This window comes from Acinetobacter sp. WC-743, assembly GCF_000335555.1.
GTDB lineage: Bacteria > Pseudomonadota > Gammaproteobacteria > Pseudomonadales > Moraxellaceae > Acinetobacter > Acinetobacter bereziniae.
The window spans coordinates 12,801-37,696 of the sequence record NZ_AMFQ01000039.1 but is presented as its reverse complement, the minus strand read 5'-3'; the positions used below and the strand labels follow the sequence as shown (position 1 = coordinate 37,696).

22 protein-coding genes are annotated in these 24,896 nt (G+C 38.7%); 5 read left to right on the top strand and 17 right to left on the bottom strand.

Features of this window, described 5'->3' with window-relative positions; genetic code table 11:
* Nucleotides 1-5: 5 nt before the first annotated feature.
* The 7 genes from ACINWC743_RS05420 to ACINWC743_RS05390 all read right to left on the bottom strand — a co-directional run bounded on the left by ACINWC743_RS05420 (nt 6) and on the right by ACINWC743_RS05390 (nt 5,785).
* The gene (locus ACINWC743_RS05420) at nt 6-464 is read right to left on the bottom strand and encodes a hypothetical protein (protein WP_004830278.1); all 459 of its coding nucleotides are present in this window, start codon (nt 462-464) and stop codon (nt 6-8) included.
* A 99-nt stretch (nt 465-563) separates the two neighbouring features.
* Nucleotides 564-1,208, bottom strand: a complete 645-nt coding sequence (gene bioD / locus ACINWC743_RS05415; RefSeq protein ID WP_009584664.1) for a dethiobiotin synthase — start codon at nt 1,206-1,208, stop codon at nt 564-566.
* Nucleotides 1,205-1,993 carry a malonyl-ACP O-methyltransferase BioC gene (bioC, locus tag ACINWC743_RS05410; RefSeq protein ID WP_009584666.1) on the bottom strand — a complete coding sequence of 263 codons (789 nt, stop codon included), beginning with the start codon at nt 1,991-1,993 and terminating at the stop codon, nt 1,205-1,207. Before bioC ends, bioD begins: the two co-directional genes overlap by 4 nt.
* Nucleotides 1,994-2,016: 23 nt before the next feature.
* Complete coding sequence (locus ACINWC743_RS05405) at nt 2,017-3,186, bottom strand: 8-amino-7-oxononanoate synthase (protein WP_009584701.1); 1,170 nt, start codon at nt 3,184-3,186, stop codon at nt 2,017-2,019.
* Entirely contained in the window at nt 3,183-4,502 is a 1,320-nt protein-coding gene (gene bioA, locus ACINWC743_RS05400; protein WP_009584693.1) for an adenosylmethionine--8-amino-7-oxononanoate transaminase, read from the bottom strand. Before bioA ends, ACINWC743_RS05405 begins: the two co-directional genes overlap by 4 nt.
* A gap of 110 nt (nt 4,503-4,612) precedes the next feature.
* Nucleotides 4,613-5,332: a hydrolase gene (locus tag ACINWC743_RS05395; protein ID WP_035300404.1), complete on the bottom strand. Its 720-nt coding sequence runs from the start codon at nt 5,330-5,332 to the stop codon at nt 4,613-4,615.
* A gap of 126 nt (nt 5,333-5,458) precedes the next feature.
* Nucleotides 5,459-5,785, bottom strand: coding sequence for a DUF6176 family protein (locus tag ACINWC743_RS05390; RefSeq protein WP_035300417.1), 327 nt, complete (start codon nt 5,783-5,785; stop codon nt 5,459-5,461).
* A 131-nt stretch (nt 5,786-5,916) separates the two neighbouring features.
* Between ACINWC743_RS05390 and ACINWC743_RS05385 the strand changes: the two genes are divergently transcribed.
* Entirely contained in the window at nt 5,917-6,486 is a 570-nt protein-coding gene (locus tag ACINWC743_RS05385; protein ID WP_009584707.1) for a peroxiredoxin, read from the top strand.
* A 155-nt stretch (nt 6,487-6,641) separates the two neighbouring features.
* On the opposite strand, the gene ftn is transcribed toward ACINWC743_RS05385, so the two are convergent.
* Nucleotides 6,642-7,106 carry a heteropolymeric bacterioferritin subunit Ftn gene (gene ftn, locus ACINWC743_RS05380; protein WP_005031172.1) on the bottom strand — a complete coding sequence of 155 codons (465 nt, stop codon included), beginning with the start codon at nt 7,104-7,106 and terminating at the stop codon, nt 6,642-6,644.
* A gap of 386 nt (nt 7,107-7,492) precedes the next feature.
* Between ftn and ACINWC743_RS05375 the strand changes: the two genes are divergently transcribed.
* Nucleotides 7,493-8,557, top strand: coding sequence for an SDR family oxidoreductase (locus ACINWC743_RS05375; protein ID WP_009584662.1), 1,065 nt, complete (start codon nt 7,493-7,495; stop codon nt 8,555-8,557).
* Between the two features lie 102 nt (nt 8,558-8,659).
* Here ACINWC743_RS05375 and ACINWC743_RS05370 read toward each other — a convergent pair whose 3' ends face one another.
* From ACINWC743_RS05370 to ACINWC743_RS05340, 7 genes are all read right to left on the bottom strand, one after another.
* Complete coding sequence (locus ACINWC743_RS05370) at nt 8,660-10,807, bottom strand: TonB-dependent receptor (RefSeq protein WP_009584718.1); 2,148 nt, start codon at nt 10,805-10,807, stop codon at nt 8,660-8,662.
* Between the two features lie 385 nt (nt 10,808-11,192).
* A complete protein-coding gene (locus ACINWC743_RS05365; protein ID WP_009584686.1) occupies nt 11,193-11,972 on the bottom strand; it encodes a hypothetical protein in 780 nt (259 codons plus the stop codon).
* Nucleotides 11,973-12,042: 70 nt separating this feature from the next.
* Nucleotides 12,043-14,073, bottom strand: a complete 2,031-nt coding sequence (gene ligA, locus ACINWC743_RS05360) for an NAD-dependent DNA ligase LigA (RefSeq protein WP_009584679.1) — start codon at nt 14,071-14,073, stop codon at nt 12,043-12,045.
* An 80-nt stretch (nt 14,074-14,153) separates the two neighbouring features.
* Nucleotides 14,154-15,191 (bottom strand): cell division protein ZipA C-terminal FtsZ-binding domain-containing protein, encoded by a 1,038-nt coding sequence (locus tag ACINWC743_RS05355; RefSeq protein ID WP_009584677.1) that lies wholly within the window; start codon nt 15,189-15,191, stop codon nt 14,154-14,156.
* Between the two features lies 1 nt (nt 15,192).
* On the bottom strand, nt 15,193-18,645 hold the full coding sequence (smc, locus tag ACINWC743_RS05350; RefSeq protein ID WP_009584675.1) for a chromosome segregation protein SMC: 3,453 nt from the start codon (nt 18,643-18,645) through the stop codon (nt 15,193-15,195).
* Between the two features lie 13 nt (nt 18,646-18,658).
* The gene (locus ACINWC743_RS05345; RefSeq protein ID WP_004830296.1) at nt 18,659-19,354 is read right to left on the bottom strand and encodes a GntR family transcriptional regulator; all 696 of its coding nucleotides are present in this window, start codon (nt 19,352-19,354) and stop codon (nt 18,659-18,661) included.
* Between the two features lie 167 nt (nt 19,355-19,521).
* Nucleotides 19,522-20,325, bottom strand: a complete 804-nt coding sequence (locus ACINWC743_RS05340) for a sulfite exporter TauE/SafE family protein (RefSeq protein ID WP_009584715.1) — start codon at nt 20,323-20,325, stop codon at nt 19,522-19,524.
* A gap of 30 nt (nt 20,326-20,355) precedes the next feature.
* On the opposite strand from ACINWC743_RS05340, the gene ACINWC743_RS05335 reads away from it, so the two are divergent.
* The 3 genes from ACINWC743_RS05335 (at nt 20,356) to ACINWC743_RS05325 (ending at nt 22,728) form a co-directional block, all read left to right on the top strand.
* Nucleotides 20,356-21,111, top strand: coding sequence for a biotin--[acetyl-CoA-carboxylase] ligase (locus tag ACINWC743_RS05335; RefSeq protein WP_009584708.1), 756 nt, complete (start codon nt 20,356-20,358; stop codon nt 21,109-21,111).
* A gap of 99 nt (nt 21,112-21,210) precedes the next feature.
* Nucleotides 21,211-21,942 carry a type III pantothenate kinase gene (locus tag ACINWC743_RS05330; RefSeq protein ID WP_009584667.1) on the top strand — a complete coding sequence of 244 codons (732 nt, stop codon included), beginning with the start codon at nt 21,211-21,213 and terminating at the stop codon, nt 21,940-21,942.
* Between the two features lie 96 nt (nt 21,943-22,038).
* Nucleotides 22,039-22,728: a toxin-antitoxin system YwqK family antitoxin gene (locus tag ACINWC743_RS05325; protein WP_035300400.1), complete on the top strand. Its 690-nt coding sequence runs from the start codon at nt 22,039-22,041 to the stop codon at nt 22,726-22,728.
* A gap of 40 nt (nt 22,729-22,768) precedes the next feature.
* Here the strand turns inward: ACINWC743_RS05325 and ACINWC743_RS05320 are convergent, their stop codons facing one another.
* Complete coding sequence (locus tag ACINWC743_RS05320) at nt 22,769-23,338, bottom strand: RBBP9/YdeN family alpha/beta hydrolase (protein WP_009584661.1); 570 nt, start codon at nt 23,336-23,338, stop codon at nt 22,769-22,771.
* Between the two features lie 133 nt (nt 23,339-23,471).
* Nucleotides 23,472-24,878: a signal recognition particle protein gene (gene ffh / locus ACINWC743_RS05315; protein WP_004830302.1), complete on the bottom strand. Its 1,407-nt coding sequence runs from the start codon at nt 24,876-24,878 to the stop codon at nt 23,472-23,474.
* Between the last annotated feature and the right edge of the window lie 18 nt (nt 24,879-24,896).

The window sequence follows — 24,896 nt, the reverse complement described above, 5'->3', positions numbered from 1 at the left end:
ATCATTTATCGACTAAATGCATCTGTATGACCATAGCTTTTATATTTTATCTTGAGTAGTCGTTCAATTTCGGAATCATTGCCACGCAAAAACTTTTCCAAACAGTCACGAAATACCTCAAAAGGCACATCATCGTTATCAAAGCTTGGCATGCTTTCAGATTTAAATAAACCAAAAAGATGTGACTTTTGCTGTTTTTGATACAGTTCTGCATGCACATTAAAATTATATTGATCGTGACTGTAGGCAATCAAAAGACCACCAAACTTACGCCCACTCTGTATCTGCTCAACCTGAAAAAAGGGAAACTCGCCTTGATGTTGCTCTAACATCCCCCAAACAGCTTGTTTCGACCAATCAATTTGATCAAAGCTATTTAAAATTTGAGTGGACGCATTACTTTCAAAATCTAAAGAAGAGCGTTCAGACTCATTCAATAATTCTATTTGAATTTTAAAACTCATCAGCAGCATCCTCTCTCTGTTTAAGCGCTTTCAAGTTAAAACCTACTCTCGAAAGCAAAGTATTTTTATACAGCATCAAGCACTTGATACCGTGCTTTATCATGAGATTACTGGAATATCGATCCAGATACTGTTCGGAAAATGTTTCCCTAAATAGGCTTTTAAATATTCTGCGGTATCTTTTGAAATTAGTTCATCCTGAGATTCATCATTTAAGTTATAGGCAAGCGCATACAACTCTAAATTACGACTCTTCAATGCTTCTAAACTTAAAATCGTATGATTAATACTCCCTAAACGACCAGAACTCACTAAAATCACTGGCAGTTTTCTCTGAGCGATATAATCAATTGTCAGCAGCTCTGTCGTGAGTGGCACCATCAAACCACCAGCACCTTCCAATAAAACAGCTTCATAGTTTTGTGCAAGTTGATCTGTGGCAGATTCAATTTTTTGGAAGTCGATTTCACGTCCATCTATTTTTGTTGCCAAATGTGGTGATGCAGGATAAGTAAAAATTTCTGGCATGGTCAGTTTGGTTTCATCTTCTGGAAACAAGCCCATGCCCATAATTTCTCGATGTTGTTGAATATCTTCTGATATATCTGTATTACCAGTCTGAATCAACTTTTGAGTAATAGTTTTACGCCCTTGCGCATTCCACAATTTTGCTAAATATCCCGTCGTGTAGGTCTTGCCAATCCCCGTATCTATTCCACTAATAAAGTAAACTGATCCAGTCATGACATTCTCCGCGCGATACAATAAATAGGATGATAAGTCAGGCGATACTGAAGTACTCCTGCCTCATCAACATAAGAAAACTGTTGATAATTTTGATAAAAATCCATAAGGCTTTGCTTTGTCCAACGGAATGAAGAAGCCGTTGCGGTTACACCTGTGGCTTTTAAATGTTGTAAAACTTGTTTGGGATGGGTAAAAGTCAACTGTTCAATCTGCTCAGATAAATGCAAAATTTCAAAACCATTTTTCTGCAATTTAGCCTGTAAGTCCTCGATAGATAAATAGCTCAATCCCTGCCCTGTTAAGCTTTTAATTTCACGTAAATTATGTTGACCAAAACTCGAAAAACACAACTCAGCATGTGCTGTTAAATGATGAAACGCCTGTTTAAAAATCGCATCTAAATCATTTACCCACTGTAGGGCAGAGCTTGAAGCAATCATGTTCAGATTTTTGGGAAACTCAAGTTGTTCAATATCTCCAATTAACCAGTTTACCTGAGGGTTACTTATTACATTAAAGTTAAAATGCTGCTGAACATCTTCATAGAGATCATTCAAAATCAAATCTTTGATATTGAATTTTTGTATTAAAAGCTGGGTTAGATTTCCTGAACCACAACCAATTTCAAATACTTTGTCATACTGACCAACACCATATTGGGTGATTAAATCAGACAAATGCCGAGCAATTTTTCTTTGCACGATTGCTTGTTCTGGATAACTCTGCCCTGCCTGCGCAAAACGCAACGCAATCTGTGACGTATCAAGTTTTAGAGATTTCACATTCAGCTCACAATACGTTCTGCTTACAATAGGGGAATCAGCTGATCTAAATCAGCTCGAGATATTTGAGCAGTTAAAGAAATACGTAACCTTGAGCCGTGTTGTGGAACAGTCGGTGGACGTACAGGCATAATGTAAAACCCTGCTTCTTGTAAAGTTTCTGCCTTCATCACTGTTTGGCTTGAGTCGCCAATAATCACGGGAACAATATGAGAAGTAGATGGACAATCAAAGCCCTTCGCTTGTACAGCCTGTTGTAAGTACCCACTGGTATTGTATAAATGTTGGCGCAATTGATTTAAACCTAAAACTTTCTGAAAGATAAAATTTGTCCAAGCCATACAAACTGGGGGTTGAGCCGTACTAAAAATCAAAGGACGCATCGAATTAATCAGAAACGCTCGAATGACTGGGTGACAAATTAAATAGCCACCAACTGATGCAATTGCCTTACCGAAAGTTCCAACTAAAAAATCAATCTCTTCGATCACTTGATATTGCTCAGCACAACCCAAACCGTGCTCACCTCGAACACCGATTGCATGTGCTTCATCTACATATAACATGACTTTGCAAAACTGCTTTTTAATCTCAACCAATTTTGTTAAATCTGTTTCATCACCATCCATACTAAAAATGGATTCAGTCACCACAATAATCCGCTCAAAAGCCTCATCATCATGATATTGAAGCAACAATTGAGCCAAATGTTCGAGATCATTATGTCGATAGCGCACATATTTTGCGGATGACAAACGGATGCCATCAATCATGCTTGCATGAATTAATTTATCAGCAAGAATCAGTGTCTTACTATCAGCAAGAGCAGGCAGAATACCAATATTCATATGATAGCCACTGTTAAACAGCAACGCAGCACGACCGTTAAAAGCTTGAGTTAAACTTTCTTCTAGCAATTCATATTCTGGAAAATTCCCCGTCAACAAGCGTGAAGATGAAGAGCTCATTCGGCGTTGCGTATTTGGCGTTTCATCAAAGAATTGCGTTCTTAGTTCAAGGTCAGAAGCCAAACCTAAATAATCATTTGAAGCGAAATTTAGCATTCGCTGATCATGGATATATATCTCACGACCTTGCTGGATATTTGAATTAAATTGTCGAAAGTTTCCTTGTTGCTTTAGCTCATCCAATTGTTTGGCATAGTGGTCCAGCAATCTATTGGTCGCACTCATATGTTTTGCTCCATACCGCTGACAACTTCAACCAACTGTGTAAGTAAAATATCCAGCTCACTGTCCTTAATCACATAAGGCGGCATCACATAAACCAATTTACCAAACGGACGAACCCAAATACCACGACGTACAAATTCTTTTTGTAAGGTTTTCATATCTACATTAACGGTGAGTTCAACCACACCGATTGCTCCCAATACACGGACATCAGCAACATGCTTGAATGATTGTAATGGTGTCAAATGGCGATTAAGCTGAGTTTCGATACGCTGAATATTGTTTTGCCAATCTTGATTGATGAGTAATTCAGTGCTTTTTACCGCCACAGCACAAGCTAAAGGATTTGCCATAAAAGTAGGACCATGCATAAATACCCCCGCCTCTCCCTGACTAATCGTTTCAGCCACCTGCTTTGAGGTAATCGTCGCTGAAAGGGTCATATATCCACCCGTCAAACCTTTACCTATACACATGATGTCAGGTTCGACTTGCGCATGCTCCCATGCAAATAATTTTCCTGTGCGTCCAAAGCCAGTTGCAATTTCATCAAAAATTAATAAAACATCATATTGCTCACAGAGCAATTTGGCTTGACGTAAATATTCAGGATGATAAAAACGCATCCCTCCCGCACCTTGTACAATCGGCTCAAGAATCAAACCTGCAATACTGGCATGATGTACTGCCAAAGTTTCTTCAAGTGCCGCTATATCTTGTTGATCCCATTCTTCATAAAAACCAACTTTGGGTGCAGGGACAAAAAAACGGTTGGGTAAACTTGATCCAAAAATTTGATGCATACCTGTTACGGGATCACAGACAGACATCGCATTCCATGTATCACCATGATAACCAGAGCGGGGGGTGACAAAATTGGTTTTTAGCGCGCTGCCTTGAGCAGACCAATATTGCACTGCCATTTTTAATGCGACTTCAACTGCAACAGAACCGGAATCTGCAAAGAAAATTTTGTCGAGACTTGGCGGAGTGATTTCAAGCAACAACTTTCCCAATTGTATCGCAGGATCATGGGTAAATCCGCCAAACATAATATGTGACATATTTTGGAGTTGATCGGTGACTGCTTGATTTAATTCAGGATGGTTATAACCATGAATCGCACACCACCATGAGGACATACCATCGATGAGTTGACGACCATCTTCAAGTTCAATTGTTGCACCAAACGCCTTTTTGACTTTAAAACTGGGTAAGGGCTGTGTCATGGACGTATAAGGATGCCAAAGATGTTCACGATCAAAACCTAGATCATCTGCGACCAATTCGTTCGCTCGGTTGTTTAAATCGGTCATCCATTTACTCCAGTATCCATAGGTAAAGCAGTTACAGCAAAAACAGTGTACCGATGTTAAACCTACAGGGAATAAAAATAAATTGCGAGATTTACCACTCGTCCAATGATTTATTCTATTTTTTGTAAATATTGGCAGATTTTGTCAGAAACCAATTCAGAATTAAAAACTGGAAGCCCATGTGAACCTGTAAATAGTTCAACATCCAAAAACTTTGCATTGAATTTCTGGAAATTTTCAAAGACTTTGTGACTAACTAAGAAATCTTGTTCTGCAAACAAGTGATATTGCTTTCCTGTATAATTTTTTAAGATCTCAACATGATTTAATTGCTCTAAGCACAACAAACCCTGTTTTAATAGTTCTAAATTTTGTGGCTGAATCAAACTTTGCAATTTAGCAAAATCTGCTTTGCTGGTTTCGCTGCCCTGGCACACCATAAAACCAAATTTTTTCAGTGTGGCAATTGCATCATCTACAAAGGATTGTTTGAAGTTTTGAAATGTAGTTTGAGGCATTGCCGCTTGCCATTCAGCATTTGCGACAAAACATGGATTTGAAGCCAGTGTGATCAATATCTTCTTTTGCTGATATTGTTTTTCGATTTGGTCGACCAACAAGGTTGCCAACTGCCCACCTAAAGACCAGCCACAAATCACATCAAAGGATTGAGCCTTTTCAACATAGTGTTGTAAGACTTGTTGATCCAAGGCATTAAAAATATTAATCAGCTCAACGGCATGACCTTGCTGTTCTAAGCGTTGTTGTAATGCCATGAGCAGCTTTGTTCCACCGCCCCAACCAGTAATCAGCAAAATACGTCGATTCAATTCAAATCACTGTTAAAAATCATCAGAAGCGTTGATTAGAGCATGCTTAAAATAATAGAACAACAGATCTGATTACAACTCCAGAATTAGTATCTAAAAATCAAAACATTAATGTCAATTTTTTAGTTATTGTTGCTTAACATCTAAATCAACCAATAAGCTTGCAGGAATCACTTTTACCCATGTACTTTTAAATTGTTGATGGAGTTGATCTATTGCAAATTGACTATTTCTCGATGTTTCATGCGCTTTAGAAATATCATCGGCACGAGTATAAGCAATCAAATAGTCAAGACCATCCAGTTCCACATGAAACCATGATTCTACATGCACACCTTCAGCAACAAGTGTCTGTATTGCCTCAGCTTGTCTACGATGTAATATTTCCTGCCATGCCCTCACATCATCTTTCTTATCCATTTTCAATTGGATGAGTACTGCACCGACGTCCATATTTTTCTCTTGATGATATACAACTTTAAAAATCATAAAGGCGTTTCAAATAAAAGCCAACATTTCTCCACGCGCTGTACAGCTAAACTTTGTTAGTATGGATTTAGGCTCAACGCAGCAAAGGATATACAATGAAATCACTTAAAATATTAGGTATAGGGTTACTTTCTATTTCTACCCTGTTGATGTTGAATCGGGTCAGTCATGCTGAAAATTCAATTTTTTCTTCTTATGAATCAGAACGACAATGGGTTGGAAAACCTGCGCCCAGTTTTAAACTACAAGATCAAAATTCAAAATGGCATGAACTGAGTCAATATAAAGGTAAATGGGTCGTTCTGTACTTCTATCCAAAGGATGATTCACCTGGTTGTACTCAAGAAGCCAATCAATTCAAATCACTCTATCCACAATTCATTAAGAATAATGCTGTAGTGCTTGGTGTAAGTTTGGATGATGTAAAATCTCATCAGAAATTTTCAGAAAAATTGGGACTCAATTTCCCGATTCTTGCGGATACCAATCACCAATTGGCGAATCAGTTTGGGATTGTGCGTAATCTCGGAATTACCAAAATCGTAAAAAGAGAAACTTTCTTAATTGATCCTCAAGGCTCAATTGTGTATCACTACAGCAGTGTAAATACTCAAACGCACGCAAATCAAGTGCTTGCTGATATCCAAAAATTTTCAAAAAAATAATTGTATAAAGCCTTAGCTATGATGGCGTGCTATTTAATTAGCACTTAAACATCGAACAAATGATTGAGCTTGTTTGGTGCTGAAATAGCTCGACACCAACAAAAAAAGCCTTTAGATGATAAAATCTAAAGGCTTTTGATCTCATACAGCAAATCTTACATTTGCGACTGAATATAGTTTTGTAAACCAATCAATTCGATCAAACGCAATTGTTTTTCTAACCAATACGTATGGTCTTCTTCTGTGTCATTCATTTGCTGACGAAGCATATCACGGGTAACGTAGTCACCTTTTTCTTCACACAGTTTTACACCCTGTGCAAGTTTTTCACGCACATGATATTCCAATGCCAAATCTGCTTTTAAGCAAGTCACCACATCTTCACCAGTGACGATATCATCTCGATTCATATTCGGTGTACCTTCAAGGAAAAGTACACGGCGAATTAAAGCATCAGCATGTGAAGCTTCTTCTTGCATTTCATGATCGATACGCTCATAAATTTTGCTTAAGCCCCAATCCTCGTACATACGAGAATGAATGAGGTATTGATCACGAGCAGCCAGTTCGCCACCGATCAACATATTTAGATAGTCTACGACTTCTGGATTGCCACGCATTTCAATTACTCCACATTCTTTTGCAATAGTATGGGCAAATTTTATAAAATTTGCAAAAGGCAAAATGTGTAAGTTTATGATTTTTATAAAATTAAAATGAGAAACATACGCATTTGCAATTCAAATAAGTAATTTTCTATATATAAAATAACCTCTTGCAATCATTCACCATACTTTTGATGGCGATTTATTGCTAAAAATGACAATGATTTATTTTGTAACCATTAAAAATGCTTCTTATTTGCCATCATGATTTTGTTTTCTATTAAATTTTAATCGCTAAACTCAAGCGATCACTTTTTTAATTTTTTTAATGCTAATATTTCAAGACAACATTCGCCTTAATATTTATGATATTGAATATTAAAAATTAGAAGGAAAAAATAATGGTTCAGGGAAATATTTCAGCCCCGATTTTGGTCACAGGTGCAACAGGCTATATTGCGAGTTGGGTGATTCAAAAGCTATTGGAGCAAGGTTATACCGTTCATGCAACTGTACGGGATTTAAATAAAAAACAAAGCTTTGCCCATCTTGAAAAAATAGCACAGCAAAGCACAGGAACACTTAAGCTTTTCAAAGCCAATCTGCTAGAAAAAGATTCTTTCGATGAAGCGATGCAAGGTTGTGAAGTTGTATTACATATGGCATCACCATTTGTAGTGACCAACTATAAAGATGCCATTCAAGATATTATTGAGCCTGCAATTTTAGGAACAGAAAATGTCCTCAATAGCGTCAATAAAACAGATTCTGTAAAACGTGTCATTGTGACGTCAAGTATTGCTTCAACCTATGGTGATGCAATCGATATATTAAAAACTGAACACAATCAGTTTGATGAGTCCCATTGGAACACAACCAGTTCAACGACCCATCAACCTTATCCTTACTCTAAAGTCATGGCTGAACGAAAAGCTTGGGAAATGGCAGAAGCACAAAATCGCTGGGAGCTTATTTGTGTAAATCCAGCTTTAGTGCTTGGACCATCACTAACGGCAAATACTCAGTCAGGCAGTGTTGAAGTCCTCGAACAATTTGCCAACGGAATGACGCTATTTGGTGTTCCACCGATGTGGAATGGTATTGTTGATGTTCGAGATGTAGCTGATGCGCATATTTTAGCCGCGTTTAACCCACACGCGTCTGGTCGCTACATTATTAGTGGTGGCTCACTCAGTCTCTTGGAAATGGGAAAAATTTTACGTCAAAATTTTGGACAAAAATTTCCTTTTCCCCGCAATCAAGTTCCGAAAAAAGCTTTTAAATTTATTGGACCTGTATTTGGTTATTCACGTGACTTTATTGAAAAGAATATGGGCTATCCGATCTTCTTTAATGCAGATAAAAGTATCAAAGAATTGGGCATCCACTATCGTGATATTGAGACCAGTTTAGTGGAGCATTTTCAACAATTGCTTGATGATGGTGTGGTGAAAAAATATATTTAGCGTCTGCCAACATTTCAGCCATACACGTTTTCTTTAAAACAAAAAGCCTTTTTCATATATGAAAAAGGCTTTTTGTTTTATCACGCTCAAAATCAGCTAGGCTTAGAAATCAAAGGTTACACCAACCTTATATGTTCTAGCACCACCCACCAAAGCGTAATTTGAATTAAAAACTCCTTCCCAATATTTTTTATTGGTCACGTTATCAACATTGGCAAGAAATGTGGTATTTACCCCACCAAGTTTAGTTTTATAACGTGCACCTAAATCAACAATTGTATAATCAGGAAGTTTTAAGCTGTTCTCTTCATTCAAATATTGTTCACTCACATAACTCACACGCGTGTTTATATTGAGACCGTCAATTTGAGGAATCGCATAATCAAGTCCCAAAGAGGCAGTAAAATCAGGTACACCATAAACGTTATTTCCCTGAATCGCTGTTTTACCAGATTTCACGTATTCCGCATCGATATAAGCCAAGCTCCCCACTAAAGATAATGCATCTGTTACATTTCCAGAGAAAGACCATTCGATACCACGTGAACGAGTCTCAGCATCATCTTTAACCTTATTTGTTATAGTGTCCTGATATACCTCGGGCTTTTCAATTTGATACAACGCCACAGTGTTCAACCATGAACCCCATTGATATTTGGCGCCCAATTCATACTGTTTAGTTTGGTATGGTGCAAGCGTATCTCCCTGATTGGTTGCAGTCGGATAGGTAATCTCAGAGACCGTCACGCCTTCTGCTAAACCCTCGACATAGCTTGCATAAAAAGACAGATCCTCGCCAAAGGGTTTAATCACAATGCCCAAACTTGGAGAAAGTTTATCTGAATTATAAGATGTTTTTTTAACCAAGTTCTTTGTATCAATATCTTGATAGCGAGCACCTAAAATGAGTTGCAACTTATCATCTAGCATTGAAATCTGGTCAGTTAAGGTGTAACTCACATACTCATTATCACCATAAGGCACAATTTCAGGATAAGTTGTTGGCATCTTTCCGGTATTGGATGGATGGTATAAATTCGTTGTAAAACTCGAACTGGTTGCTGCTTTATGTTGGGTATACTGACGCGTTAAATAATCCGCACGTAAACCTAATGTATGTTGAATAGAACCTGTATCAAACTTCCCCTCAAAGCCAAAGTTTGCTGCGGTGTTATGTTCTTTTGAACCCACGCGATAATATTGAGATGTGGCATTTCCATTGACATTATTCACAATCATACGCGTACCAAAAAGATGTCCATCGTATGATTTTTCAACATAACCAATACCCGCAAATGCTTTTAAATCAGGGGTAAATTTATATTCACCAGATAACCCCACAAATTGGCTGTTGGTATTGCCTTTTAAGTCTGAGAAATAGTTTAAATCACCTTTTGGTGCGGCAAGAACCTGATTAACACTTCCCTTTCCCCCCATCGCAACCATCGCAGGTGAGCCCCCCTTACGATTTCCTTTTACCGCATATGCATCTAAGTTAATTTTGACTTTATCTGTAGTGTAATCGGCAGCAATTGAGCCCAGTGCTTGACGATCATTCATACCATCAATGATATGCTCACCATCTGCATAAGCACCATTTACACGTAGTCCAAATTCTTTCTCTTGACCAAAACGACGTGATACATCAAATCCCGATTGGTAATATCCTCCGTCTTCATATGCAGCTGAAACACGTGTTAATTCTTTATCGGCTCGTTTTGAATGACCAATAATAATGCCCCCCACACTTCCTGTAGGAGCAACACCCGCGACCAATGCATTTGGTCCTTTAAGCACTGAAACGGATTCTAAAAACTCTGTTGGCATACGCCCATAAGGGGCTACACCATAAAAGCCGTTATAATTTAAATCCTCATGATTGACATCAAAGCCACGGATTTTAAAGTTTTCATTGAGATGCCCTTGATTGGTCGTCGTTCTTACACTGGCATCATTTTTTAAGACTTCACCCGCAGTATTTGCTTGTTGGTTTTCAATCAGCTGCTCAGAATAACTATTAATACTAAATGGGGTATCAATAATTTGCTTGTTGCCCAATGGTCCTAACTGGGTATTTTTTTTCAAAGTGCCATTGGCAAAAGTTGCCTCCTCTTGCTGTTTTTCAGCAGCAACTTTGATTGTCGGTAAGGTTGAAACCTCCGTATCAGCCAAAGCTATTTGTAGAGTACCCCCACCAAAAAGAACAACCGCAATAGAATTAACTAAAAGAGTTTGGGAAAAAAGTTTCATATTCAAAAATTTATTTTTCAATTGATAATGATTATTATATACACTATTACTATTGTTAAATATTGTAATTTTTCATCTAAAACTTTTTTTAATGGAAAATTCTAATAAATGGGAATGATTATCATATAAAAATATGAGACTTCTTCTCCATTCAAAATAAGATTCAATACTTTTAAGTATCCATGAAATATGAATAATCGCTTTCTATGGCTAAGCATCGCCTAGCTTAATTGATGTAAATTTTTCATGTAAAACTTGGCGTTGTAAATAAAAGTCTTACAGATTTATTTTTATCTCATGATCAAGGTTTCATGCTTGATCAAGCTAAAATACATTTAAACATCTTCCCAAAAATTACCTTTTTCAAGCTTTATGAAGAAACCGATTATTGCACGATTAAGTAATGCCCAATATCTTCATATCCCACATTCAGCCTATTCACTTTAAATTCAGTTGGCATGAGCAACACATCTGGCTCATCAACAAATTGACCGATCGCATATTCTAAGATCACACTTTTTTGTTGATTTAACATCAGCTTCATTTGGCAATATGAAATTCTTTTGTCCTGATCATGTTCCTGATTTAACGTCTTAATTTCTGTAAAGTTAAAATGAAAATTTTGTTGGATCTGTTGTTTTAATAATTCGTCCCCTTGAATGTCATACTGAAAAAGCGCATTGATCGCTTGATCTTTCTGAGCAGCATAAACCATCAAAAGTTGCTTTTGTTGTTTATCTAATTGCATTGCGATATAGGGTTCTAATAACTTTTCATAATTGGCAATATAGTGGTAAACATCATCCAATTCTGTTTCTTTCGCCTGTTGTTGTTGAGCAATTTTGACAAACTGAGTATTCAAATCATGGAAGATGTTTTGGTTTTTTTGTATCAGTTTTTGTTTGAGTTGGGCTTGTGTATATTGTTTTGACCAAATCAAGTCATTCACCGATTGTTGATCCTGTTTAAAGGATCTAAGCATGAATTCGTTAAAATGTTTAATTCGCAAATACCAATAGTGGTATAAATCATTTTCAATAGATTGATTTAAATGCTCATCCAACTGTTTTAAACCACTCGTATGCTCACAATCATTCACGGCAAAAACTGAGGTCGTTGGCAATAACAGTAGAAAGCAAGCAACATATCGTTTTATTATTTTCATGACCTAAAGATGATTGTAAAGACACACAGAATGTATCTTTACAATAGCTTAGGAATTTATTCAAGCATATTTAAGCTTGACCATAATCAGCCATCAACGCTAAAAAGGCTTGCTCATCCAACACTGGAATGCCCAATTTTTCTGCTTTTTCGAGTTTAGAACCCGCCTTTTCTCCAGCAACCACACATTTGGTTTTACTTGAAACACTGCCACTCACACGAGCACCTAAAGCTTGAAGCATCTGAGTCGCATCATCACGCCCCATCGTTGCTAGTGTTCCAGTAATCACCCAACTCTCACCATTTAAAGGCTGACGTGTTGGAGCTATTGGAGCATCCCAGTGAATTCCTGCCGCCAGTAACCGATCAATAACTTCAAGATTATGTGAGGCTTGGAAAAAATCGACAATCCATTCAGCTGTAATTCCACCCACATCTGGTGTCTTTTTCAAGGCTTCGAGATCAGCATGGCGAATTGCATCAAAGGTTTGGAATGTATTGGCAAGCATACGCGCTGTCGTTTCACCGACGCCACGAATTCCAAGTGCATAGATAAATGCAGCTAAGGTTGTTTTCTTACTGTTTTCAATGGCATCCAGTAAATTCTGAACAGATTTTTCGCCCATTTTCTCTATGGTCAATAGCTGTTCACGATGTTCATGTAAGTGATAAATATCAGCAACATCTTTTAATAAATCAAGATGAAGTAATGACTCCACCCAACGATCACCTAAACCTTCAATGTCCATCGCTTTACGAGAAACAAAGTGTCGAATGGCTTCAATACGTTGTGCTGAACAATACAAACCGCCTGAACATCGAGCTAAAGCCTCACCTTCGGGCATCACCACAGGTGACGAACATACTGGACAGTTTTCGGGCAAATGCACTTCAACCACATTGTCTGGACGAAACTCTAGCCAAACTTTCTCAACTTTAGGAATCACATCACCACTGCGATAAACACTTACAGTATCGCCAATTCGAACATCTAAACGATGGATTTCACCAATATTATGCAAAGTCACATTTGAAACGGTGACACCACCCACAGCCACAGGGTTTAAACGAGCTACGGGGGTTAATGTACCAGTTCGCCCCACTTGCCAATCAATATTTTCAACTGTTGTCAAAGCAGCAACGGCGGGGAATTTATAGGCTGTTGCCCAACGTGGCTCTCGACTTAAAAAACCAAGCTTTTGTTGTTGTTGTAGATCATCCACCTTAATGACCATTCCGTCAATTTCAACTGCCAAATTCGGACGCTCTTGATTGATTTGCTGATATTTTTCTTGAACTTCCTGAATACTGTCACAAATAAAATGACGTTCGCCCACGGCAAAGCCAAAATTAGTCAACCATTCAAGGCTTGCTGACATCGAGCTTAACCCATGATTAGGTTCGCACTGTGCAATCCCATACGCATAGAATGCTAAAGGTCGTGATGCAGCAATATTTGGATCTAGCTGTCGCAAACTTCCTGCTGCGGCATTGCGAGGATTGGCAAATGTTTTTTCACCTTTGGCTTCATTCTCAGCATTCAATCGCTCAAAACCAGCTTTAGGCATCAGCACTTCGCCACGAACTTCTAGCAAACGAGGTACTGCAACTTTGTCAGAAGACAACACTTTGGGTAGATTGCGAATCGTTTTGACATTTTGAGTAATCACTTCGCCTGTTTCACCGTCCCCACGGGTTACACCGCGAGTCAACACACCGTTTTCATACCAAAGTGAAATCGCCAATCCATCAAATTTCAACTCCACATCATATTGAATTTTCTGGTTGGGTAAGCGTTCCTCAATACGACGATCAAAGGCAAACAGTTCTTCTTGATTAAACACATTGCCCAATGACAACATTGGTACGGTATGAGTAATGGTTTCAAATTTAGCCAGCGGTTTACCTCCGACTTTATTCACAGGGCTATCTGCCTGAACTAAGTCTGGATATTGCTGTTCTAATGCTTTGAGTTGATGAAATAGCTGATCATATTCACTGTCTTCAATACTAGGTTGATCCATCACATAATAAGCATGGTTATGTTTGGCTATGAGCTGAATCAATTGACGCATTTGCGTCACGACAGGATTATTTTCCATAAATTATTTCACCATCTAAAAAGGCGGATAACTCCGCCTAAAATTTTGAATACCAATTATAAAGTAAATATACGCTTATGCTAAGCGTCATGCCCTGAGCGATAATCAATCGCCTTATGACGCCAATGCTCTTTCAACTGTGGTGTAAACTCAAGGTTGTTCTCATCATAGACCGTACCATCAATCTCACGAGCGATTAAACCGGCAATACTGACCATGGTATCAAAACCTTTCTGCACATCTGAGTGTGGCAATGCCAAGAAAAATGCTAATCCTTGTACTTGCTCAGTCGACAAAGTTTCAAGATCAAATCCATCAGGTCCGTTGTCTGTCACCCGCAACACAGAAAACAGTAAATGGCTTTCTTCCTCCGGGTTTTCATAACGATGAAAACAAGAAAGTTCACCAAAACGTAAACCATACTTCAAAAGCATTTTAAGTGTCTTATCACCTGACAATGCTTTACGTGGGTTTGGATATACATTTAACGCAATAATCGTTTCCGCTTTTGAAAGCACACTTTCATCATCGTATTTTTGCTGTTCATTGAGATGCACATCCAAAATACTACTTTCTTCATCAAACTCTTTGATTTCAGCAGTTTCTACATTGGCATTGAGTTGAAATACTGACTCTTTTTCTTTCTCTAGAACACTTTTGTCTGATTCAATGGTATCTACAGACGAATTCTCGTCAGTTTTTGTAGATAAATCAGTGCTGTTCAATGCTTCAGATTCAGCATGATCAGTTTTCTGATACGCTTCAACATTTGCTGGATCATTTTGATCAATATCTTTAATTGAATCTACTTCAGTTGACTGCGTTGAATTTGCATCTTGAACAACATCATCAAGCTTTTGTACTTTTTCTTCAGCAACATCAACGGAGTCTAGTGCATTTAAATTCGGTTCAACACGTTGTTGTTCTGGCGTAGCACGTGCAATCTGTAACTGATCACGCACATGACGAGGAATCACAGGTTGCTGACAGTCAGCATTGATGTGTAACTCAGACTCAAGAGAAGGTGCTGCATCATTTGGCTTTCGTAGCATCATTCTCAAACCAACCAGAATGATGATTACGGCAGCAACAATTCCAATAATTGTGGTGATTTCCATACTACGACTCCGCGGCTAAACCGTACTCTCTTGCCTCTTCCAAATTCACAGTGACGAGTTTTGAAGTGCCTGGTTCAGGCATCGTCACCCCCAGCAAATCGGTTGCCATCGTCATTGCAACTTTATTATGTGTAATGTAAATGAATTGCACTTGATCAGAAAGCTCTTTTACCAAATTACAAAAGCGTCCTACATTGGCATCGTCTAAAGGTGCATCAACTTCATCCAAAACACAGAATGGTGCAGGATTTAATCGGAAAATCGCAAACACCAATGCCAGTGCTGTTAAAGCTTTTTCGCCACCTGATAACAATGCCAAAGAACTGTTTTTCTTGCCTGGTGGACGCGCCATTAACTTTACGCCAGACTGCCAATCGTCTTCAAGGCTTAAACTCGCTTCACCACCATTAAAAACTTTAGGGAATAAAACTTTCAGCTCTGAATTGACTTGATCAAAAGTTCCCATAAACAGTTTTTTGGTTTCTTGGTCAATTGTTTTCATGGCATCTTTTAATTGCCCAACGGTATTTTCCAAGTCCTGCATTTGATGGCTTAAATCTTCAAAACGCTTGGACACTTCCTCATATTCTTCTGAAGCTGCAAGGTTAACCGCGCCTAGTTTTTCAAACTGACGTTGTGCTTTTTCAAACTTCTCTTGGTGTACAGGCAAATCTATCAAGACACCTTGCTTAATTTCAGCATTCATTTCTTTCAATTGATCAGAATAATGCTGTAAATCCGATTTTGCCGATTGCCAAGCCAAACGACGTTCTTCTAGCTTGCTACGCAATTGTTCATCGTTCTGTTGGTGCAAATGACGCATTTCAGTAAGCTGCTGTTGTTTTGACTGAATATTGTTCAACTCAACTTGCCACTCACTCCAAGTTTTCTGCAACTTTTCAGTTTGCTGTGCTTGCTCAGCATATTGCGACTCTAGGCTTGGTAACTCCAACTGAATAGGATCAACAAATTTCTTCGCTTGTTCCATTTGAGCAATAATTTGTTGATATTGAGTTTTAGAAAAAGACAGATCTTTGTCTAATAATTCAATCTGCTGTTTATTTTGCTCAGCCAAACGACGGGTCGTTTCAAAGTCCTGCTGTTTAAGTTGTAATTGCTGCTGTTGTTCTTCTACTTGCTCATTTAACTCATCCAACTTGTATTGCAGTGCCTTAAATTCTGGAAGATTTTGCTCAAGTTTGAGAATGACCGAATGCATATCGATCTCAAGATCATCTTTTTGCATTGCATCTTCTTCAAGTTGCTCATCCAGTTGTTGCAACTGATTATTCAGCTGGACTTTATGTAGTTCAAATGCTTGCGAGGCGCTTTGCTGTTTGGCAATTTGTACATCAAACTGTTGTACTCGCGTTTGCTGTTGCTTGAGTGCATCTTGATCTATTTGAATATGTTTTTGCAACTCAGCAAAACTTTGGCTGAGTGGAGGCAAAGCATGTTCAGCATCTATCAGTTTAGGCTGTAGATCGGCAAGCTGATGCTCAATTTCTTCAATACGAATACGATGGCTTAATGCACCCTGAGCTGCTTGACTGGATTCATCAAAGAACAGACCAATCATCCAGTCTTGACCGACATGATAACCGTCCAAGGTTAATATACTTTGTCCTGTCTTGAGCTGTGATTGAACTGTCAGTGCTTGCGCCTTATTTTCAGCAATCGCCACATGATTCCATAATGAATACTGCGGTGACTCAATCCAGTCCGCTAAACAAACCAGACCTGACAACTGGATTTTTTCTAATCCTTGTAATGCTTTAAGCTGACGTGCTGAACTGTCAGCAAAATCTGCACTTTGATCCAAAACTTCTGCTGATAACCACTTGGCTAAGAATTTTTCGATCAAATTGGCATGTGCTTTACCCTGATCATTTAACTGCAAAACCTGCATCAATTGCACTGCATGGATATCTGTTTTGACCGCATGCTTTGCAATGAGCTGATTTAAATTTTTCTGTTCTGACTGCAAAACGTGTAATTCAGATTTCAAACTCGAAATCAGCGTTTTTTGCTGGTTGATTTGTTCTTGCAATTGTTCTAATTGCATTTTAGTTTCAGCAATACTCTGCTCTAATTGCAAAATACTTGCTTGCGCAACAGCTTTGTCTTGTTCGAGTTGTACTAAATCTTCAGTCTGAAATTGGCTTTGGATCTGACTTGCCTGAGTTTTTAAGTTTTCTTTTTGCTGCTCAATACGTGCGACATTTTTGGCAAGTTGCTCAACCTGTGCTTGCATCTGAGCTTTTTGCTGCTGTTGCTTTTCAACTTGAACTTTAACCTGTTCATAGTGTTGTTGTGCTTGCAACTGCTGTGCTTTTAAATCACTAAATGCTTGTGTCCCTTGTTGAGTTTCAGACTCAGATTGTTTTAACTGTTCAGCTTGTTGATCCAATTGACTATGCAACGTTTCTAATTGCAACTCCATCAATTGAATTTTTTCTTTGGTTTGCGCTTTTTGTTGCTCAAAACTGCCCAAAGCTTCTGAATTTTGTTGAAACAGACTTTGTTTTTGCTCCAAAGTCATTTTCAACTCGGACAGTTTTTTCTCTGCCTGTTGCCATTCATTTTGCAATGGCGTCGATTGTTGAATTAAACGCTGAAACAGTTCATTGGTTGAGGTGAGGTCATGTTCCAAGGTGCTCATATCAGAGCGAACCAACTTGAAGTGTTCGCCCAGTTCATTCATTTCAACCGTATATTGTTCTTGCAAACGAGAACTACGTTCACACTGAAATGAAAGAATTTCTATCTTGAGGGTACGGATCTCAGTTTCCAGGGTCTTATATTGAACCGCAGTTTCAGATTGACGTTTTAGTGTCTTTAACTGTGATTTGAGTTCTGAAGCAATATCTTCAAGACGATCTAAATTTTGGGTCGTGTGCTCTAAATGTTGCAATGTCTCACGACGACGCGCCTGATAACGAGAAACACCCGCAGCTTCCTCAATAAAAACACGCATTTCTTCTGGTTTGGCATCGACCAAACGATTGATCATCCCTTGTTCAATGATTGCATATGAACGCGGTCCTAAACCTGTGCCAAGAAAAATATCGGTAATATCACGACGACGACATTTGGTTCCATTGAGAAAATATTCAGATTTACCGTCGCGATTGACCTGACGACGAACGGCTAATTCCGTATAAGCATTATACGCACCGCCAAGCTTGCCATAGGTATTTTCAAAGCGTAATTCTACACTTGCCATACCGACAGGCTTTCGCTTTGCCGTTCCAGTAAAAATAACATCCTGCATACTGCCACCACGTAACTGGCGTGCACTGGATTCCCCCATGACCCAACGAATGGCATCAATCACATTGGATTTACCACAACCATTTGGACCTACGACCGCGGTACGGTTATCTTTGAATTGTAATGTTGTACTATCGGCAAACGATTTGAAGCCTGAAAGTTTTAAGCTGCTTAAACGCATAATGTCCTAGTTACTACCGACGCGATCTCCGCGCCCAAGCGAGTTCAATTTGTTTCATCCGTGTCAGAGATTCCAACACGAGATTACGCAAGTGTCGACAAAAATCTTCCATAAATAAAGTAGCTTGTTGTGATTTTCGGATTAAAATTGCATCAATCACCAACTTAAGTAATTCTAATGCTTCTTGAAGCTCGCGTCTTGAAGTATTTAAGGTTAAAAAATAACTTCTACGTAGTGATGGTAACAGTTCACGATAAAACTTCATCAGATATGGATTACCCACCATATCTTGCTGAGCAGAGAGAAATTGGAAAATACCATCATAAAATTTTTCTGTATTGCCTTGTTTTACCTGTTCAACCAAATGATTCATCATGTGTTGAATTGCCTCAGCTTCATGATTGCGCCATGTTTCACTCATCCGTTGCACAATCTGTCCCAATAATAAAGCACTGGTATCAAACAATGCTCGCACTTGTTGTGCGGACATTTCAGATACGATTGCTCCACGGCGTGGGTAAATTTCAATTAGATGCGTTCTTTCTAAAAGCAAAAGGGCTTCGCGTACCGAGCCACGACTGACATCCAGTTCTTTGGCAATACGTAGTTCTTGTATACGTTCACCTTCAACCAATTCGCCACTAATGATTTGTTCGCTAATATGTTTGGCAATTTGTTCTGAAAGGCTGTCCACTTCTTCCAAATGCATATCGTTCCTATCTCGGTTTATTATTCTTGGACAATGTCAATTGTCATTATTTTAGTTTTACCTGATTTAATTCAAAATAAACCATGACATTGTCCGACAATTTTAATGCATTTTAAGTCAACTTTGCTTAAGGGAGAAGTGCTATTGATCGGATATCAAGCAACAACTTACTTCATAATCCCTTGATAAATAAAATAAAGACCAACCAATGTGAGTAGACATGCAAAACATTTTTTCAACATTGCAGGTGAAAGTGCATGAGCAACTTTTGCTCCTAATTTAGCCGTGATAAAACTCATCACACTAATCCCAATGAACGCATAGATGTGCACATAACCAATTGCGTTTTTAATCTCAGTCTGCTCTTGCGCACCAAAGAACATAAAACCTAATGCCCCTGCTATTGCAATCGGTAAACCACAAGCCGCTGAAGTCGCTACGGCTTTCTGCATGACCACACCATTTTTATTTAAATAAGGTACTGTCAGACTTCCACCACCAATACCAAATATTGCAGAAGCAATCCCAATTCCACCACCGGCAAGCATTTGTTTAGGTGCAGAAGGCAATTGTTTAGATTCATCGACCTGAACATTTGCCCCTTTAAACATTTTAAATGCCACCCAAAGTGCAAAGGCACCGATAATCAGCTGTAAATGTTGTCCAGATAAAATATCCGCGATTCCAGCACCAATGAATGAGCCAAGTACTAAACCTGGTGCGAGATTTTTAAAAACATTCCAAAGCACTGCGCCCTTTTTATGGTGTGCAGTGACAGAGCTAATAGAGGTAACAATAATTGTCGCCAGCGAAGTTCCTAATGCCATATGCATGATGACCGATGGATCATAGCCCATTTTGGTAAACACCACATAAAGAATAGGTACAATAATTAAGCCACCACCAACACCAAATAAACCAGCGGCGAATCCAGCGATTGCACCAATACCTAAATATATGATTAACTCCATAAATGTTCCTTCACTCTTCTCAGATTCAACATGGATTTAGAGACTCGTCATCTTAGACAACTGCTTACACAAGCACATCAGCTCCCCGAAGTGCTGCTTTTAAAACAGACAACAACATCAACCAATGATGATGTACGTGAGATTGCGCTTAGTGGCGTCAAGACGGTTTTGGTCTGTAGTGAAACTCAGACTCAAGGGCGAGGTCAGCACCAACGGGAATGGGTTTCCCCAGCCGGCAATATTTATTTAAGCACATTGCTTGAAACTCGAACACCCTTAGATGGGCGTTTAGCCTTAGAAATTGCCTTAAATATCTTACAAATGCCGTCACTAAAGGGCTTAACTGAATTACAAATTAAGTGGCCCAATGATCTCTATAGTGCTCAAGGTAAATGGGGCGGTATTTTGGTTGAACCGATCTCGCCGCATCAAGCAATTGTTGGAATTGGTATCAATCTATTTCCGGTTTCCGAGCAAGAGATTACTCAACAAGCCACCTCAGTGATGCAATTAGGTCTCCAGTTCCCGAACCGCATTCAAATCATCTCTGAAATGTATTTGGCGATTCAACAAGCTGGGCAATGGTTTGATCATGGTTGTTATAACCTTGCTGCACGATTCAATCATTATGCTGCGTTTATGGATCAAGCGGTACATTTTGAACAAGTCCATAATTCAATCCATGGGATTTTTAAAGGGATTTCGGATGATGGCGCACTCAATTTAGTGACACCTCAAGGCTTAGTCAGTGTATACCAAGGACGTTTACGTTTAGCGGAGTCATAAGTTTATGTCTGCTTGATCTTATCGAAACATTTGATTTATAAAGCATGAGGATTCAATCTAAAGCGACTCCTCATTGTATCCCCCATACGAGTTCTGTTAATGAAAGCACTTTGGTTAGATATTGGAAATACCCGGCTAAAATATTGGATCACTGAAAATGATCAAATCATTGAGCAAGCAGCCGAATTGCACTTGCAATCTCCTGCGGATTTATTACTTGGTTTAATCCAACATTTTCGTAGTTTAAGTTTAGACAGCATCGGCATTTCATCTGTTCAAGATAAAAAGAACAATGAACGTATTATCCAGATTTTGAAGTTACTGGATATTCCGGTCACTTTTGCCAAAGTCCATGCAGAATATGCTGGCTTACGCTGTGGTTATGACCACATCGAACAGCTCGGAATTGATCGATGGTTACAAGTTTTAGCAGTTGCAAAAGCTGAAGAAGATTTATGTGTAATCAGTTGTGGTACTGCCTTAACCATTGATTTAACACAAGGTTTTCAACATTTAGGCGGTTATATTCTTCCTAATCTCTATTTACAGCGAGACTCTTTGATTCAAAAAACCAAAGGAATTAAAATTCCCGATGCTGCATTTTCAGAGTTAAGCCCTGGTCGCAACACCATAGATGCTGTCCATCATGGGATTTTCTTGGGTTTATTAAGCACGATTGAAAAAGTGCTTGAACAACAACCTCGAAAGCTGATTTTAACGGGCGGTGATGCTTATCTGTTTGCTCAGTTCCTTGAGAAGTATCAACCTCGCATTGAAACAGACTTGTTACTCAAAGGCTTACAGTTTTATATAGATCGACAGACAAATTAAATCTACATACATTTTCATGATGAATGATTTATGCTCGATCTAAATATATCACCCTCTCAAAAAGAGCATTAAAAAAGACCATAAAGAGAATTCATCATGAAAATAATCCCAGTATTGTTAAGTACCTGCCTCATCAGCATAAGCATGATTGGCTGTAGTCAACTTTCTACCACATCAAGCACAACAAACCTTTCTAAAACTCTTGCAACCAATGAAGCGATTATTGCCTATTTTGCACCAGATGCAGGTGATGAAGAATGCTCATGTGGCTCATCAGTCATGGATCAAGGTTATTCACTTCAACCAGTAGAAAATGGCTATTTTAGGAAACTATTAGGCAGAGACAAAGATGGGCGCTTTTTAGTACAAGATTTCTATCAAAACAGCCACAAAAAACAATCTGATCCATTTTGGATTAAAGAACCTCAAGGGTTAAACAGTTTTGATGGAAAGTATATTGATGGTAATGTAACGGGTTATTATGAGAATGGAACGATCAATTTCAAAGCCAGTTATAAAGACCTACAGCCTATTGGAAAAGCTGAAAACTTTTATCCCAATAAGCAACTTGGATTGGAAGAAAGCTATATTGATGACCAGACCATCATTCAAAAAATTTGGTATAAAAATGGCAAAATCGCAGCCGAACTCAAAATTAACCCAAGTGAAGATAATACCATTGTTGAGAGCAGGGTTTGGGATCAACAAGGTCAACTTGTTGATGACGAAGTACAATCTCAAAACATTCTTGAGGAATTATATTTACAATTCACTACCGATCAATAATTCTAAAATCTATGAAATAATTTCACCCCACAGCCTGCGTTCATGATTCCGAGTTGAGTAAAATAACCAGCTTTTCCCAAAGGATGGTGAGCGTATTAAAACCTTCCGCTGCCATAAAATGCCCCGCACCCTTCACTTCAATCATTTGAGTATTCAATAAATGCCCAAGTTGAATACTGAATGGTGCTGGAACAAAAGGATCATTGTTGGAAAAAAATATAAAACGATGAACGATGTTTAATCGAAGTAAAGCATCATCTATGCGAGCGCTGTTTAAAAATAAATTAAGCTCTGGCAATGTCGGTAAATTTTGGTTAAACCCAGCCACTAAAAATAATGCGCCTAATTTTCTTCCAAGTAATTCACTAGAAAGAAAAGCTAAGCTTGCAATACAACCTAGACCATGAGCAACAATAATCACATCTTCATTTAGTGTTTTAATCTGTTGTACCAGATTATGTTTCCAAACTTCATATTGAGGATGATCTGCCTGCTCCAATTGAACAATTTCACACTCATTTCCCGTCGCAAGTATTTGTAATTTAAGCCATGGATACCAATGATCCTCTGAAGAAGCATGATAACCGTGTACGATCAAAACTCTTTTCATAGATCTTTTCTTATCAGTAGTTTAAATTTTACCTAATCAATCGTATCACAATATCTAAAGAATAAAGAGAAGTATGTTGTTTTTATTCAACAAAAAAGCGCCCTAAGGCGCTTTTTATAAAAGAAATAGAGACTTACTTCTTATCATTATTTCCAAATAGTGGTCCCATACCACCACCGCCACCAAATTGCTTTTGCATTCCACTTAAAGAACGCATCATTTTTGCCATACCCGATGGATTGGCGAATTTTTTCATCATTTTCGCCATTTGTGCATGTTGTTTAATCAGTTTATTCACTTCAACAACATCCATACCACACCCAGCAGCAATACGCTTTTTACGGCTTGGATTCATTAAATCAGGGTTGCGACGTTCTTTAATGGTCATCGATTGAATAATCGCTTCCATTTTTTTCACTTGTTTTTCAGGGTTTGCTTGTGCAATCGCGTCTTGTATCCCTGAATTACTCATACCAGGCAACTTATCTAAGAAGCCCATCATTCCGCCCATTTTGTTCATTTGTTCAAATTGCATCAGCATATCTTCAAAATTGAAGTTTCCGCCTTTCTGCAATTTTTTCGCCATCTTCTCGGCTTTTTCTTTGTCGATTTTACGTTCAACTTCTTCGACAAGAGAAAGCACATCACCCATACCTAAGATACGTTGTGCAACACGCTCTGGGTGGAATGGTTCTAAGGCATCGAGTTTTTCACCCATACCTAAGAATTTGATTGGCTTACCTGTAATTGCACGTACTGAAAGCGCCGCACCGCCACGTGCATCGCCATCAGTTTTAGTCAGAATGACCCCTGTAAGTGGCAATGCATCATTAAAGGCTTTGGCTGTATTTGCAGCATCTTGACCTGTCATTGCATCGACAACAAACAGTGTTTCTGTTGGTGCAACTGCTGCATGTAATGCTTTGATCTCGTCCATCATGTCATCATCGACATGTAAACGACCTGCGGTATCGACAATCAAAACATCGTTAAAATTAATTTTGGCTTGCCCGATGGCACGCTGTACGATTTTAATTGGATCTTCAGCAGCATCTGACTCAATAAAATCAACACCAACTTCACCAGCAACCGTTTGAAGCTGTTTAATTGCGGCAGGGCGATAAACGTCGGCAGAAACCATGGCGACTTTTTTCTTTTGACGTTCTTTTAAGAAACGTCCAAGTTTTGCAGCAGTGGTGGTTTTACCAGCACCTTGCAAACCTGCTAAAAGAATCACAACTGGTGGTTTAGCAGCTAAATCTAGGCTTTCATTCGCCTCACCCATCATTTTGGTGAGTTCATCATAAACAATTTTAACGAAAGCCTGACCTGGTGAAAGCTGGGTCATCACCTCTTGTCCCAATGCTTCTTCCTTAACTTTCGCAATAAACTCACGAGTTACAGGCAAAGCAACATCGGCTTCAAGAAGTGCCATACGCACTTCACGTAAGGTATCTTTAATATTATCTTCGGTTAGCTGCCCAGAGCCAGTAACATTTCTGAGACTCTGCGTGAGTCGTTCTGTTAAGGTATCAAACATTGCAAAATCCGCTTAAAA

What these genes read in the sequence shown, in the direction of transcription:
- ACINWC743_RS05370 (WP_009584718.1), bottom strand. Translation starts at nt 10,807, where the DNA reads ATGAAACTTTTTTCCCAAACTCTTTTAGTTAATTCTATTGCGGTTGTT.
- ACINWC743_RS05345 (WP_004830296.1), bottom strand. Translation starts at nt 19,354, where the DNA reads ATGCATTTGGAAGAAGTGGACAGCCTTTCAGAACAAATTGCCAAACAT.
- ACINWC743_RS05365 (WP_009584686.1), bottom strand. Translation starts at nt 11,972, where the DNA reads ATGAAAATAATAAAACGATATGTTGCTTGCTTTCTACTGTTATTGCCA.
- ACINWC743_RS05335 (WP_009584708.1), top strand. Translation starts at nt 20,356, where the DNA reads ATGGATTTAGAGACTCGTCATCTTAGACAACTGCTTACACAAGCACAT.
- bioA (WP_009584693.1), bottom strand. Translation starts at nt 4,502, where the DNA reads ATGACCGATTTAAACAACCGAGCGAACGAATTGGTCGCAGATGATCTA.
- ACINWC743_RS05420 (WP_004830278.1), bottom strand. Translation starts at nt 464, where the DNA reads ATGAGTTTTAAAATTCAAATAGAATTATTGAATGAGTCTGAACGCTCT.
- ligA (WP_009584679.1), bottom strand. Translation starts at nt 14,073, where the DNA reads ATGGAAAATAATCCTGTCGTGACGCAAATGCGTCAATTGATTCAGCTC.
- ACINWC743_RS05355 (WP_009584677.1), bottom strand. Translation starts at nt 15,191, where the DNA reads ATGGAAATCACCACAATTATTGGAATTGTTGCTGCCGTAATCATCATT.
- ACINWC743_RS05375 (WP_009584662.1), top strand. Translation starts at nt 7,493, where the DNA reads ATGGTTCAGGGAAATATTTCAGCCCCGATTTTGGTCACAGGTGCAACA.
- ACINWC743_RS05390 (WP_035300417.1), bottom strand. Translation starts at nt 5,785, where the DNA reads ATGGACGTCGGTGCAGTACTCATCCAATTGAAAATGGATAAGAAAGAT.
- ACINWC743_RS05325 (WP_035300400.1), top strand. Translation starts at nt 22,039, where the DNA reads ATGAAAATAATCCCAGTATTGTTAAGTACCTGCCTCATCAGCATAAGC.
- ACINWC743_RS05330 (WP_009584667.1), top strand. Translation starts at nt 21,211, where the DNA reads ATGAAAGCACTTTGGTTAGATATTGGAAATACCCGGCTAAAATATTGG.
- ACINWC743_RS05320 (WP_009584661.1), bottom strand. Translation starts at nt 23,338, where the DNA reads ATGAAAAGAGTTTTGATCGTACACGGTTATCATGCTTCTTCAGAGGAT.
- bioD (WP_009584664.1), bottom strand. Translation starts at nt 1,208, where the DNA reads ATGACTGGATCAGTTTACTTTATTAGTGGAATAGATACGGGGATTGGC.
- ACINWC743_RS05340 (WP_009584715.1), bottom strand. Translation starts at nt 20,325, where the DNA reads ATGGAGTTAATCATATATTTAGGTATTGGTGCAATCGCTGGATTCGCC.
- ACINWC743_RS05405 (WP_009584701.1), bottom strand. Translation starts at nt 3,186, where the DNA reads ATGAGTGCGACCAATAGATTGCTGGACCACTATGCCAAACAATTGGAT.
- ffh (WP_004830302.1), bottom strand. Translation starts at nt 24,878, where the DNA reads ATGTTTGATACCTTAACAGAACGACTCACGCAGAGTCTCAGAAATGTT.
- ACINWC743_RS05385 (WP_009584707.1), top strand. Translation starts at nt 5,917, where the DNA reads ATGAAATCACTTAAAATATTAGGTATAGGGTTACTTTCTATTTCTACC.
- smc (WP_009584675.1), bottom strand. Translation starts at nt 18,645, where the DNA reads ATGCGTTTAAGCAGCTTAAAACTTTCAGGCTTCAAATCGTTTGCCGAT.
- ftn (WP_005031172.1), bottom strand. Translation starts at nt 7,106, where the DNA reads ATGCGTGGCAATCCAGAAGTCGTAGACTATCTAAATATGTTGATCGGT.